Annotated in this window: 11 protein-coding genes; 7 read left to right on the top strand and 4 right to left on the bottom strand. The window is 64.1% G+C overall.

Going from position 1 to position 13,527, the window contains the following annotated elements:
* Positions 1-3: 3 nt before the first annotated feature.
* Complete coding sequence (locus VN461_00580) at positions 4-2,658, bottom strand: insulinase family protein (GenBank protein HXB53251.1); 2,655 nt, start codon at positions 2,656-2,658, stop codon at positions 4-6.
* A gap of 189 nt (positions 2,659-2,847) precedes the next feature.
* On the opposite strand from VN461_00580, the gene VN461_00575 reads away from it, so the two are divergent.
* The 5 genes from VN461_00575 (at position 2,848) to VN461_00555 (ending at position 7,393) form a co-directional block, all read left to right on the top strand.
* The gene (locus VN461_00575) at positions 2,848-3,297 is read left to right on the top strand and encodes an Rrf2 family transcriptional regulator (GenBank protein HXB53250.1); all 450 of its coding nucleotides are present in this window, start codon (positions 2,848-2,850) and stop codon (positions 3,295-3,297) included.
* A gap of 182 nt (positions 3,298-3,479) precedes the next feature.
* Positions 3,480-4,484 (top strand): sulfate ABC transporter substrate-binding protein, encoded by a 1,005-nt coding sequence (locus VN461_00570; GenBank protein HXB53249.1) that lies wholly within the window; start codon positions 3,480-3,482, stop codon positions 4,482-4,484.
* Positions 4,485-4,557: 73 nt separating this feature from the next.
* Entirely contained in the window at positions 4,558-5,394 is an 837-nt protein-coding gene (cysT, locus tag VN461_00565; protein HXB53248.1) for a sulfate ABC transporter permease subunit CysT, read from the top strand.
* Positions 5,395-5,408: 14 nt separating this feature from the next.
* Positions 5,409-6,293 carry a sulfate ABC transporter permease subunit CysW gene (gene cysW / locus VN461_00560; GenBank protein HXB53247.1) on the top strand — a complete coding sequence of 295 codons (885 nt, stop codon included), beginning with the start codon at positions 5,409-5,411 and terminating at the stop codon, positions 6,291-6,293.
* Positions 6,290-7,393 (top strand): sulfate ABC transporter ATP-binding protein, encoded by a 1,104-nt coding sequence (locus VN461_00555; protein ID HXB53246.1) that lies wholly within the window; start codon positions 6,290-6,292, stop codon positions 7,391-7,393. Before cysW ends, VN461_00555 begins: the two co-directional genes overlap by 4 nt.
* Before the next feature lie 27 nt (positions 7,394-7,420).
* Here VN461_00555 and VN461_00550 read toward each other — a convergent pair whose 3' ends face one another.
* Positions 7,421-8,446 (bottom strand): hypothetical protein, encoded by a 1,026-nt coding sequence (locus VN461_00550; protein HXB53245.1) that lies wholly within the window; start codon positions 8,444-8,446, stop codon positions 7,421-7,423.
* A gap of 289 nt (positions 8,447-8,735) precedes the next feature.
* Between VN461_00550 and VN461_00545 the strand changes: the two genes are divergently transcribed.
* Positions 8,736-9,623 (top strand): dienelactone hydrolase family protein, encoded by an 888-nt coding sequence (locus tag VN461_00545; protein ID HXB53244.1) that lies wholly within the window; start codon positions 8,736-8,738, stop codon positions 9,621-9,623.
* Positions 9,624-9,656: 33 nt separating this feature from the next.
* On the opposite strand, the gene VN461_00540 is transcribed toward VN461_00545, so the two are convergent.
* Entirely contained in the window at positions 9,657-10,373 is a 717-nt protein-coding gene (locus tag VN461_00540; GenBank protein ID HXB53243.1) for a hypothetical protein, read from the bottom strand.
* 107 nt (positions 10,374-10,480) lie between these two features.
* Between VN461_00540 and VN461_00535 the strand changes: the two genes are divergently transcribed.
* Positions 10,481-10,927 (top strand): MarR family winged helix-turn-helix transcriptional regulator, encoded by a 447-nt coding sequence (locus VN461_00535; protein ID HXB53242.1) that lies wholly within the window; start codon positions 10,481-10,483, stop codon positions 10,925-10,927.
* Positions 10,928-11,212: 285 nt separating this feature from the next.
* Here the strand turns inward: VN461_00535 and VN461_00530 are convergent, their stop codons facing one another.
* Entirely contained in the window at positions 11,213-13,258 is a 2,046-nt protein-coding gene (locus VN461_00530; GenBank protein ID HXB53241.1) for a hypothetical protein, read from the bottom strand.
* Positions 13,259-13,527: the final 269 nt, after the last annotated feature.

Genomic DNA, 13,527 nt, shown 5'->3' with positions numbered 1-13,527 from the left:
TTGTTACTCAGGCAACGGCATCGGTGTGATGCCGACAGCCACTAGCTGCGGTCGCAGACTCGCCATATCGCCTGCCACAATGAACACCAGTGCGTCGGCGTGCAAGACACTAAGGGATTCGCGGATCGCAGTCTCATCGGTGGCTGCAGCCTGACGGAGCAATTCCGGATAGGAAGTCAGGGGGAGACCTCGGCGAGTGAGCTCAACCAGCGCATCAACCACGCCTGCCGTTATGTTCGCACTGCCAACGATCTGCCGAGTGAGATCCCGTCGATAGAACGGCAACCGCGCTGTTTCGCTGTCACCGCCGGTCGCACCGAACTCACGCCGGATCTCTGCGATCGCATCCGCGGTTCGGTCGGCCTGCACTTCGGTCACAACTGACAACATCGGCGTGCCGTCCGAAGCCGCGGCTAGCATCGCTTGCGCTCCATACGACCAATGACGCTGCTCGCGGAGGTTCGCGTTGAGTCTCGTGCCAACGATCGCGGTTGCGAGTCGTGCCTTGATGAATGTCGCAGGCGTGATCGGGTCCAGGCTGTGGCCGCCGGCGATCAGCGTTTGGGGCCGACCCGGAACATCGAGGACGTAAGCGACTGGGCCGCCGACCATCGACCGAGCCGGTCGTGTCCCTTGATTGTTGGTGGCCGCTCGGACGGTTTTCCTGTCACCAAAGAGCTTCTTCACGGTTGCATCGACAGTCGATGATTGGATACCACCCGCGACAATAAGAGTCGCCCCGGTCGTTGAGACCATCGTCCGGATCGCCGCGTCCGCGATGGTCTCCCGGTTGTCTCGCCCCTCACGCGCTTCGCCGCCAGCGAGAAGGTCGGCAAGCGCCGCGCGAATACGCGTCGTCGCGTCCTGCGCCACGCGACGATCCTCGTCTTCGGATAGGGCGCGTCTTACAGCGCCCCCGTCTAACGGTTCGGACACGAACAGCGTTGCGGCTGCTTCCAAGGCCAGCGATGTACCGGCAACCAGTGTTTCGATAGTGATGGTTGTCGCAGCCCCATCCACGGCAACATCGACGGCGCCTCCTGCGGCGATACACGCCCGCCATGCCTCCGCGCGCCGCGAACGGTTTTCGGGGTGGCGATCCGTAAGCGCCCGCGCAACGATGCGGCGCATTTGCTCGGTTGCTCTGGCCGTCTGTGGAGAGAGGGTGGCCGTGACGTTCACCAGGCGCGACTCTGGCACCTCCATCGTCGCCAGGGTCAGACTGTCCGGCAGCGTTTTCACCATGACCGGCGGCAAGTTGGGCGGCACGGCCGGCGGCAGCGATACCGGGCGCGTCCGATCAATATCGGCAGGTGAGGTGGTAGAAGCTTGCGCAATTGCGTTGAGGACGTATCCGTGGCCGAGGACCCACATCCGAGCCGCGTGCGCCACATCCTCGCGGGTCGCGTTCGCAATGCGCTCGACACGCTCACGATAGGCATCAGCGTTGCCCAGGTAGAGCGCCCCCTCGCCCAGCAAGTCGATTCGCGACCCTTGGAATCCTAGGCGCTCCCACTGACGCGCCTCTCGCGTGGCCAGGCGCGCCTTCGCCGTGCGCAGCTCCGAATCGGTCGGTCCGGTCTGCGACAACTCATCGACCACACTGAGGAAGACTGATTCGGCTCTCTGTGGACTGGCCCCCGGCCGCAGCGACACCGTCGCGCGAATCAACCCTGCTAATTCCTCGATCTGCGCATCGGCAGCTGTCGTGCTGGCCAGTGTGTCGAGCGACACCATCTGCAGATACAGACGACCGACCTCCGGCGCCGCGAGGATCTCCGCAAAAAGCGTCAGATAGTCGGCGTCAGCCGTGCCGTACCGGGGTGTGCTCCATACAGCCAGAACTTGTCCCGTCGGCGCTGCGACAGTCATCCGCTCGCGGCGCTGGGGTGTCGGTTGAATCGGCTCCACGACCAGTCGGCTTTGCGGACCGGCGGGCAGGCCTTTGACCGCGGGAATCGGCGCAAAGTAGCGCTCGATGAGCGGGCGTGCACGCTCGACTGACACCTTGCCGGCAATAAGCAAGACGGCCTCGCCGGGCGTGTAACGTGCGGCGATCCACCGCCGCATATCGGCGTCTGTCAGCGTGGAGACGTCCGAGTTGAGCTGAATCGGCCGGCCGTATGGATGCTGCAACCCGAAGCCGTTGACCAACATCTTGACATCTGTTGCCGACCCGAATCCAAACGGACGCGATTCATTGCCACGGTATTCGTTGATGACGATGTCCCGATTAGCCTTGAGACGTTCAGCCGTCATGGCAGCGAGTGGGTAGTCAAGCCGATCGGCCTGTAAAGCCAAGGCGTACTCGAGGGCCTCACTGCCAACCAGCAAATAGTATCGGCAAAAATCGCGACGTGTCTGCGCATTGCCATCAAGGACGCGGCCCGGCGCCGGTGGAGTACGTGTGGCGCCAAAGATGTGTTCAAAGAAATGTGCTTGGCCCCAATGACCGGCGTCTTCGTAGCGCACGCCCGCCCGCACCCACAATTCCACCGCGACGTTTGCCACCGAGGAATCCTCGTTGATCACCACGGTAAGACCATTGGAGAGAGTAAAGGTCGTGGAGGGTTTCTCCGTCACGGACTGTGCGACGGTCGGAACGACGCCTAGGGACGTGCAGAGGAGCGCGAGGGTCAGCGGGGCGGTTCGACTCATGGGAGACTCCCTCGGCGTAAATCAACCGATGGTAGTCTTCGGCAAGCTCCTCCCGCAAGCGGACAGGCGCTTTGGCTTCGAGGTTTCCCATCTCGCCCTGCACCGAGAGTGGGGACGAAACCCGGATTGTCAGGACAGCCTTGACAATTCGGTCGAGGCTATATAGCCTATTGACTCGATAGGAATGCAATGAGGATCTCCCACCGTGGGCTGTACGCCATGAAGGCTCTCACCCACCTGGCCGAGGCTTACGGTGGGGGATTGGTCAAGATTCATCGCATCGCAGAGCTTGAGTCGATACCAGAGAAATTCCTAGAGGGGATCCTGGTGACTCTCAAGAACGCCCGTATCGTCGCGAGCGAGCGTGGACGCGAGGGAGGATATCGCCTTCGCCGACCCCCCGGAGAAATCATGGTGGGCGATGTGATCCGTGTCGTGGACGGGCCGCTCGCCCCGCTTGGGGATGCCGTAGAGCTGGCCCATCGGGTCAAGACCGAGCCCCGCCACCCCGGCCTTTTCGACCTATTTCTGGACGTGCGCAACGCCGCCGCCGCGATCCTGGACCATACGAGCCTCGCCGACCTTGTCGAGCGCAATAGCCGGATCCTCGAAGGTCGTCCGCAGAGAAATGCCGTCTAAGAAGCGAGTCCCGAGAGAGTGACGAGTCACGTAATGTCTAGTACTAACGTGGACATACAAGATAACAGCACGATCAGCGAAACTAGTGGCTGGGAGCGGCAGGTAGTCGACGCCGTGCGGGCGATCCGGTACAGGTCCGTGGAGGTCGTGGCCCTCTACGGCCGAGTTGTTCAGATCGTGCCATGAATGCTCGCGCCCGGCACGCCCTCGCCACGCTCGTTCTGGGCGCCCTTGCGACCTTGGCATCGGCCGCCGACCAGACCCTCCTGAACGTGTCCTACGACCCCACCCGAGAGCTCTACCAGGACTTCAACACCGCATTCGCGAAGTACTGGCGCCAGAAGAGCGGGAAGACGGTCGAGGTGCAGCAATCCCACGGCGGCTCCAGCAAGCAGTCGCGGGCCGTCATCGATGGCCTCGAGGCCGACGTCCTGACGCTGGCCCTGGCCTACGACATCGATGCCGTGGCCGAGAGTGGGCTCCTGGCCAAGGGCTGGCAGCAACGGCTTCCGCAGAACAGCTCTCCCTTCACGTCGACCATCGTATTTCTCGTGCGCAAGGGGAACCCGAAAGGGATCAACGACTGGAGCGGCCTCGTCAGGCCCGGGATCCAAGTCATCACCCCTAACCCCAAGACCTCGGGTGGCGCTCGCTGGAACTACTTGGCCGCCTGGGCCTATGCGCTCAGGCAGCCCGGGGGGAGCGAGGCGAAGGCGCGGGACTTCGTCACCCGGCTCTACAGGAACGTGCCCGTGCTGGACTCCGGCGCCCGCGGGTCCGCCACCACTTTCGTCCAGCGGGGGATCGGGGACGTCCTCCTGGCCTGGGAGAACGAGGCGTTCCTGGCCATCAAGGAGCTGGGTCCGGACAAGGTGGAGATCGTGGTGCCGTCCCAGAGCATCCTCGCTGAGCCCCCCGTCGCCCTGGTCGACCGCGTGGTTGACAAGAGAGGGACTCGGGCTGTCGCCCAGGCCTACCTGGAATACCTGTACACGTTTGAGGGGCAGGAGATCGCCGCCAAGAACTACTACCGGCCGCGGCTCGAGGCCGTGGCCAAGAAGTACGCGTCGACGTTCCCCAGGGTCAGTCTCGCCACGGTCGATGAGATCGCCGGGGGCTGGCAGAAGGCACAGAAGAGGCATTTCGCGGACGGCGGCATCTTCGACGAGATCTACCAGCCGAAATGAGGGAAACCAGCCGGCGCAACCTGGCGGGCGTTCGGAGGCAGAAGAAGCGCGCCGGAGCGGAGGAATGGGTGCCGTGTTGAGGATTCCCTGGACGCGCCCGCGCGTTCTGCCGGGTTTCGGGCTGACCCTCGGATACACGCTCTTGTACCTGAGCGTGATCGTCCTGATCCCGCTCTCGACACTATTTCTGAGGAGCGCGACCCTCGGGGCGAGCGGCTTCTGGGCTGCCGTCACCGCGCCGCGCGTGCTGGCGTCGTACAAGCTCACTCTCGGCGCCTCGCTGGCGGGGGCTGTCATCAACGCCGTCTTTGGCTTGATCGTGGCCTGGGTCCTCGTGCGGTATCGTTTCCCGGGCCATCGGTTGGTGGACGCGCTCGTGGACCTTCCCTTTGCCCTCCCCACGGCCGTCGCCGGAATTGTGCTGACGACGCTCTATGCGGAAACGGGTTGGCTGGGCAGGCCGCTGGCGAAGGCGGGAATCAAGGTCGCCTTCACGCCTCTCGGCGTGGCCGTGGCCCTCACTTTCATCGGACTCCCGTTCGTGGTCCGCACGCTGCAGCCGGTGATCGACAGCCTTGAGCCCGAATTCGAGGAGGCGGCGGCAAGTCTGGGGGCGAGCCGGCTGCAGATCTTCCGGCGGGTGATCCTTCCCGCCATCCTCCCCGCCTGGATCACTGGCTTCGCGCTCGCCTTCGCACGAGCCCTCGGGGAGTACGGGTCCGTCGTCTTCATCGCGGGGAACATGCCGATGCGAACGGAGATTTCCGCTCTCCTGATCATCACCAAGCTGGAGCAGTACGACTACGCAGGCGCCACGGCCATCGCGGTGGTGATGCTCGTGGCCTCCTTCGTGCTGCTCCTCGCCATCAACCGCCTCCAGTCGTGGAGCATGCGCTTCGCATCGGACTGAGGAGGAACGACCTCATGGCCAGCGTCGTCGGCGTCCAGAATCGTGGGGCGGATGGACCGCGGAATCTCACCGAACCGGTCGCCGTTCGCGTCGTCCTCACCCTGGTGGCTCTGGCCTATCTCTCGGTCTTTCTCGTCGTCCCCCTCGGCGCCGTCTTCGCGGAGGCTCTGCAAAAGGGCTGGGCCGCCTACGTCAACGCGGTGAGGGAGCCGATGGCCCTCTCCGCGCTGTGGCTCACTTTGCTCACGGCCGCGGTTGCCGTGCCCTTGAACCTCGTCTTCGGCGTCGCCGCGGCATGGACGATCGCCAAGTTCGAGCTTCCGGGCAAGAACGCCCTCATCACGCTCATCGACCTTCCCTTTGCGGTCTCCCCGGTGATCTCGGGAATGGTCTTCATCCTCCTTTTCGGCCGCCAGGGATATCTGGGACCCTGGCTACAGGCCCACGACTTCAAGATCGTGTTCGCGCTTCCCGGGCTCGCCCTGGCCACCATCTTCGTCACCTTTCCCTTCGTCGCCCGGGAGCTGATCCCGGTGATGCAGGCGGCGGGACCCGAAGAGGAGGAAGCGGCGCGGGTGCTGGGGGCCGGCGGCTGGACCACCTTCTACCGCGTGACGCTCCCCAGCGTGAAGTGGGGGCTCCTGTTCGGCGTGATCCTCTGCAACGCTCGCGCCCTGGGCGAGTTCGGCGCCGTCTCGGTCGTGTCGGGGCACATCCGGGGCAAGACCAACACCCTGCCCCTGCACGTGGAGATCCTCTACAACGAATACAACTTCCAGGCCGCTTTTGCCGTGGCCTCCCTGCTCACTTTCGTCGCCGTCCTCACCCTTGTGGCCAAGAGCCTGGTCGAGTGGCGGTCGAGCCGGCGGACGGACTCGCTTGCGGAGCCCGGGCAATGAGCATCGAAGTCCGAAACGTCACGAAGAAATTCGGGGACTTCATCGCGGTGAACGACGTGAGCCTCCACGTCCCCAGCGGTGAGCTCGTGGCGCTGCTAGGCCCCTCCGGGTCGGGGAAGACCAGCTTGCTGCGGATTATCGCCGGCCTCGAACAAGCCGAGAGGGGCCAGGTACTCTTCGAGGGCGAAGACGCGACCACCCGCCACGTGCGCCATCGGTCCGTGGGCTTCGTCTTCCAGCACTACGCTCTCTTCCGCCACATGAGCGTTTTCGAGAATGTGGCCTTCGGCCTCCGCGTCCGGCCGCGGGCCAGCCGCCCCGAGGAGAAGGAGATCCGCCGCCGCGTGATGGACCTCCTGAAGCTGGTCCAGCTCGACTGGCTCGGGAATCGGCTTCCTTCCGAGCTCTCGGGCGGGCAGCGGCAGCGCGTGGCCCTGGCCCGCGCCCTGGCCGTGGAGCCACGGGTGCTCCTGCTCGACGAGCCCTTCGGCTCCCTGGACGCCAAGGTGCGCCAGGAGCTCCGGCGGTGGCTGCGCCGCCTCCACGACGAGATCCGCCTCACCAGCGTGTTCGTCACCCACGATCAGGAGGAAGCTCTGGAGGTCGCGGACCGGGTGGTGGTCATGAACCACGGGCGCGTGGAGCAGGTGGGAACGCCGCAGGAGGTCTTCGATCACCCCGCCACCCCCTTTGTCATGGGATTCCTGGGAAACGTGAACATCTTTGGGGGGCGCGTAGAGGGCGGGCGGGCCATCCTCGGCCCCCTCCGTCTCGACTACCCGGAGCACCCCCACGCGGAGTCTCTCCCCGCCGCCGGCTACACGCGGCCCCACGAGCTGGAGGTGGACCGGACAGAGGGCGGGGGGGGTGGATTCTGGGCCGCGCTGCGCTACGCCAACACGGCCGGCGCCGTGGTCAAGCTCGAGCTCGTCACCGGAGACGACCGGATCGTGCACGTCGAGACGACCCGCGAGCAGTACGAACTCCTCCGCCCGACAACCGGCGAGCGGCTCTATGTTCGGCCGCGCCAGGTGCGCATCTTCGTAGAGCCCGGCAAGGGTCCGCCATCGTCAGCGGACGGAGTGATGCCGCCCAAATAGCCTCGGGTACAGGATTGCGGAGCAGCCTTACTCCTTCCGCTTCGCCGCCCATGCGCCATCGGAACGTCCTTCCACGCGCATCCGCCCCTTGCCGGAATCGCCGTCAATCCAACCGGTCAGGAACGCAGTGACCGGACCCGGGGCTCCTTGCCGGCTCTCCTTCGGCCAGTCACCCCCAAACGAGAGCTCGACGTAACCGTCGCGCCAGGTGCCGGTTATCTCGCGCCCCTCTCCAAGTGGGCCGGACCACGTTCCCTTGACTCTGTTTCCGTCGCGGTGCAATTCCATGGACGCGCCCATTCCACCTGCGTCGCTTGAATACCGCATCTCCCACGAACCGGCGACGTCCGATCCGTTTTTCAGGTTCTGCGGCACCGCGCGCGTAATCCGCACATTGGAAAAATAGGCCTCCTCGTCGGTGAAGCCCCAAAGCCCGACGGCGCCGTGCAAGTCCTCGCCCTTCAACCCGTCCACGACCAGACTCGGCTTGGTCGATCCGTTCAGATAGAGTGTCGCGGCGCGGCCGGTCACCTCGACCCGAATTCTGGTCCAAGTCTCCATGGCAAGATCCGCATGAGACTCATAAACCCACGGCCATTCCCGGCGCAGTCGATACCATCCGAAGCCTGGCTCCGAGACGTACTGAACTGAATGGTTCCGCATCGCTTGATCCGCGGCCGCCGAGTTTCCCGGCCTCAGGTAGAACAACTCGTAGTGCGAAGCATCGGGCCTGACGCGGAAGGCAATGCCGACAAAGCCTGGATACCTGACCCCCGGGGGGGTTGTGGTCTTCAGCGCGATATCCGCCTCGATCACTCCATCTTGGAAGTCGGTTCCCGGCAGCAGCGCGATCCCCGCGTGGTCTTCCCCTTCGATGGTGACCCGGACGCATTCGCGTCCGAGGTACTTCACTGCTTCCGTCTTCACTTTCGGCGCTATCAAGCCCGTCGTATCGCGAAGAGGAAACGTTTGGACGGGCCCCGATGTCTGCGCAAACAGGCAACTTGCCGCCAATACCGTTACTGCGCTGCAATTGAAGCAACGTCTCAGCATGACCGTGCTCCTCGAGGGCGGTTAGCTTCAATCCCTCAACACATGGCCGCAGCGGCGACGGTGCTGAAGCCGTATTTCCGTGTCAACGTACATGAGACACGCTACCATCTGGAAATAGTGACGACGAGGTGGGGAGGTACAACTGTGACCCTTTCCTATCGAAGGGTCTAACGCAACCGTGCTCTCTACCCCTCGGAACGGCAAACGAACGTGTGCTAGTCTTGCCCCCAACCGCCGAGGGCGGCGGTAGCGACCCGCGTGAATCAAGGACCAAGAAGGAAGCATCGCCATGGAACGAAAGAACGCGTCCGACTTCTCGCAGGAAGTGCTGGACCTGTTTCACCTCTACGTTCACGGTGACATCAGTCGTCGGGCATTCCTGGACCGTGCCGGCAAGTTCGCCGTTGGTGGCCTCACGGCGGCGGCGCTCCTCGAGTCGCTCCAGGCCAACTACGCTTGGGCGGAGCAGGTGCCGCCGCAGGACAAGCGCATCCGGACCGACAGCGCGACGGTACTATCGCCCATGGGCAACGGCTCGATCAAGGGCTATCTCGTCCGGCCGGCGAGCGGCTCGAAATGGCCCGCGGTCCTCGTCGTCCATGAGAACCGCGGCCTCAATCCCTATGTTGAAGATGTCGCGCGGCGGCTCGGCACGGCGGATTTCATGGCCCTTGCGCCGGACGGCCTGACATCGCTCGGCGGGTATCCGGGCGACGACGAAAAGGGACTCGAGCTGTTCAAGAAGTTGGACAGACCAAAGCTCGCGGAGGACTTCGTCGCGGCCGCCAACTGGCTGAAGGCTCGTCCCGACAGCACGGGCAAGCTCGGGGTGGTCGGGTTCTGCTTCGGCGGCGGCACCGCCAGCATGATCGCCACCCGCCTTCCGGACCTTGCGGCGGCCGTTTCCTTCTACGGCGGGGTGCCTGAGCCGGCAGAAGTCGCGAAGATCAAGGCGGCGGTCCTGGTGCACCACGCCGAGCTCGACACGCGGCTGGCGGCGACGTGGCCCGATTACGACAAGGCCCTGACCGCCATCGGCGTACCGCACGAAGGCTACGTATATCCCAAGGCCAACCACGGCTTTCACAACGACACGACACCCCGCTACGACGAAGCCGCCGCGAAGCTGGCCTGGCAGCGGACGCTGGACTGGTTCAGCAAGTACCTGCGCGGCTGATGCGTAGCGCCGGGCGGAGAGGAGCCTGATCCCTCACATAGGGTTCGGTGCGTCAGCCGTTCCGTCCGACCATTTTGCGACCGGGATCAGGAATACCGTCAATCGGGAAGCGGGGTCTTGAGACGCCAAAATGGGGGAGCCTGGCAGATTTGCACACCAAGTCAGAGCCGCCGTTTGCGGAACGAAAAACATCAGGTGGGGGTGCCAGTGCCCGTCACGATCGCTCAGGTACCCATCCTTTGACAGCATGTAGCACATCGCACCAGATTCCGGTGTCGGCAACTCCTTCTTGTCGAGGCCGGCCCTTATACCTTCGGACATTTGAGTTTTGGACTGTCCAGCTAGCACCAACTCGGTCTTCTTGATAGTAAGGGGGAGGTAGGAACGTACTGCGGGCGGGTTGAAGCAAATCGGACCCCGCAGCTTGGGATTCCAAAAGTCGGGATCGTCGATCGGGGCGGTCCACGATCTCTCCACGATACACATGAAGCCGTTCTTGCCTTTAACGGCGGTCTCGTAGCCCTGCCGTCCAAGCACCATGACCTCGGCATCGCGTGAGATGGATTCCGGCGCCGCGCTCCGGGCCAGCGCTACCTCGGCATTCCGATCGGTGATCAAGTATTGCTCAAGCGGCGCCATGCTCGGATACGGTGCTTTGGCCTCTTGCGCCTGCTGCGGCCACCCGGGGCTCAAGGCGGCGGCCAGCACGAGGCTTGGAAATGAGACGGTCCGGGTCATCTCTAGCTTCATTGATTTCTCCTGGGACAGAGGATCCCTCTCGTGATACAAGGGCAGCGTGGCTGCCTTTCCCTCTCCGCGCCGTTTGCGCGATACGTTGATATCAATATAATTCAACTATGTCAAGACTTACGAACCCTGCTTACGAGACGACACTCCTGGTCCGTGACTCTTGCCTCTGTCTTCATGTGCAGCGAGCAGCGAGGGCGCTGGCGCGACGCTTTGACGATGCGTTACGCCCGCTAAGCCTGACCAACGGGCAGTTCTCGCTCATGATGTCCCTGAACCGCCCGAAACCACCCGATATGGCGGAAGTGTCGTCGCTACTGGCGATGGATCGGACCACCTTGACGGCGGCCCTCAAACCGTTGCAGAGCAGGGGCCTGGTCACGATCGTGACGGACCCGACCGACCGGCGGCGCCGTCTGATGACGCTGACGCCCACTGGGCGGAAATTGCTTGTCCGCGCCGTTCCCGTCTGGAAGAGAACCCACGCTGCGATCGAGAGCCTTCTTTCCGATGGCGGCCCGGACCGGCTGCGGAAAGATCTGCGCGCACTCTACTGACTGTCTCTAGAGTTGCGAATCGAATGTATGTGCTCATCCGTTCGACCGGGCCTCAGAGTGTCAGCACGGTGCTGACTTGGGCCTCCCGAGCTTGATCTAACGGAGAGCGAGGATCACCCTCTCTTCAACGCAGGGGGCCCGGAGCCTCGCGACGGCTCGCCGCGCGCAGGGAGAGTTCTTCGGGGCCCCTACCTCGATGAGGTGGGGATCCACACAGTCTCGAGCACTATTTCGCTATTCCCAACGGAATACCTGCGTCATCGAGGCGAAACTCGCTCCCCTTTCCTAAGGCCGCGGGCAGGCCCCGCTGCGTCCGAAGACCGCGTAGCGGATGTCCACGTTGATCTCGGACTCGGGAAGCACATGACCGGGCCCGGCCGTGCTGGCCTTGTTCAAGGCGAAGCCGAAGGCATCGAAAAAGGCCCCGTGCAGGTCGGCCGTGGGGTTCTGCCGAATAGTGAGGTAGTCGCCGAACAGACCCGTCGTCGCGTTCGCATCCGTCGTGTCGTAGACCTTGAAGTCCCCCCAGAATCCCACCGCGTGGTTCTCATAGTCCGTGTTCCCGCCACCGCGGGCCAGGGAGAGCCCGATCTCCCCGGTGCAGGCATTGGTGGCGAGGGAAGGGAACCCGAAGGCGAAGGCGGAGTTCCAGATCTGCTCCTGCTGGACCACGGTAAAGTCGGCGCTCCGATCCAGGGTGACCATCTCGATGTAGGGTTGGGGAATGTCGTCCTTCGGGGCGGCATCCCACGCGAACCAGACCTGCTTCCCCGACCGTGTGGCCCCCATGATGATGTCGTCCGAGAACCTCCAGAGCCAGTCCCGGGTGTGGGGGACGAGGAGCTTCGCTAGGGGGTAGGGAGCATAGGAGGGCTCGTGGCCAGCGACCTTGATGATCTTGCCGGCGTTGTTCGTGGTCCCCGGGGGGTTCCTCACGTAGGTCGCGATCTTCACATCCTCCCAGTGGTAGATGTTCGAACCTTCCGCCCAGGAAAACACCCTGAGCTGGCTGGTGCCGTTGTGGCCGGCCCAGAAGACCTCGTCCTTCGTGTCCTGGGTCACGGCCGACGCCCAGGCCACGTAGGAGTTGGACGGGTGCGTGTAGCGGAAGTGGATGGCGCCGCCGGCTTGGATGTCCGAGAGGGGGATCCGCAGGACCTCGCGCCCCCACGTGCAAGGGTGCTTCTTGGTTCCGCAGGCCTGCCATCCCACGTCCCAGCTAACATAGAGGGAGTTGTTGCCCACGGACATGCTGGGGTAGTCGAAGTCTGTAGGGTCCGGCTGGCCGATGCTGTGGGCGTCCAGTTTCCAGGTGGTCCAGACCAGGCCGTGGTGCTTCTTGATCTCGGCGGGGCTCGCCGCCGCCAGCCGGTAGTCGCCCTGGCCCGATTGGCTGTGGGTCGGGCCCTGCATGATCCAGATAAAACGATCGATCTTCGGGACGTACTGGACTACCTGGTCGCAGCAGATCCCGATGCCGTCGTGGGGGAAGGCCTTCTGGAGGTCGATCGTCCTGTAGGTGCTTCCCCCGTCCAGGGAGTAGGCCGCGCCCGTGGTGTAGTACGGGTTGAAGGTGACGAAGACCACCCCTCCCCCGCTTGCACCGCTCGGCTCCGTAATCGGCCAGATATCGGACTGGGGGACGCCAACGCCCCGGTTCGTCGTGATGGCGACCGGCGGGTCCGTTAGTGGCTTCGTCAGGAGCGCGGAGGCCGTGTGACCGTTCGGGGGCGCCTCGACGGAGGTGCTCGGCTGGGTCAAGTTGCCGGGGACGAAGGGGCCCACCGGTGTGGGCAGCCTCACCGTGTTGACCTCGGGGCTGAACCCGTGGGGAAAGGGCGGGAAGGGGGGGCCCGAGGGAGACTCGGGTCTTGCCGAACCACTCTTCGCTGTGGCCGAGCCGGGGCTTGCCGGGAGCGTGCTCACCTCCCGCGTCAGCGTGAAGGGGATCGGGCGGCCGTTGGGCCCGTGGGTGTACGTGCCCGTGACCGTCAGGGTGTAGGAGAAATCCGCCTCGAGATTGCCGGCCTCGAAGTCGGCCTGGAAGATCACGTGACCGCCGGGTGGAATCGGTCCCAGTATGACCGGGAAGGACGTTGGGCTCAGGAGCGGTGCTGACCCCAGGGACACGCCCGTCACCTGCAGGTCGTCCACGCGCTGGGCCCCCGCGTTGTCGATGGGGAGCGCCACCATGAACGTCTCGTCCATCATTCCCAGCCCCGGGCGGCCGGTCTCGAGCCGGACGATAGGGGTTTTGGCCCCTCCAGCGGTCCAGGCCGCTAGAGTGAAGAGAAGCAATCCCACGGAAGTGGCTACCAGCCGAGACGGCATGAGTGTCCTCCTTGTCTGACGCGCCTTATCTTAAGGCCGTAAAGGAGGGCGGGTCTATTGGACCTGCAAGGCGCATGTCGCAGCGACACGAAAAACGGTTCTTCCCCACTAGTGCACGAAAGGAGCTGGCCGAGCCCGCAACTAACCGGAATGGCAGGGGTAACTCGGATGACATCAGCGCGTTTGTTCATTCAGGCAGTCGCGCCGACTCGTTCGCTCGTAACCCCCTGGCTCAAAGGTGGTTCGCCGCCAGAAAGGCCGCCGGTTTG

The sequence above is a fragment of the Vicinamibacteria bacterium genome (assembly GCA_035570235.1).
Classification (GTDB): Bacteria; Acidobacteriota; Vicinamibacteria; order Fen-336; family Fen-336; genus DATMML01.
The sequence above is the reverse complement of the archived record's forward strand: the minus strand, read 5'-3'. Positions and strand labels throughout refer to the sequence as shown.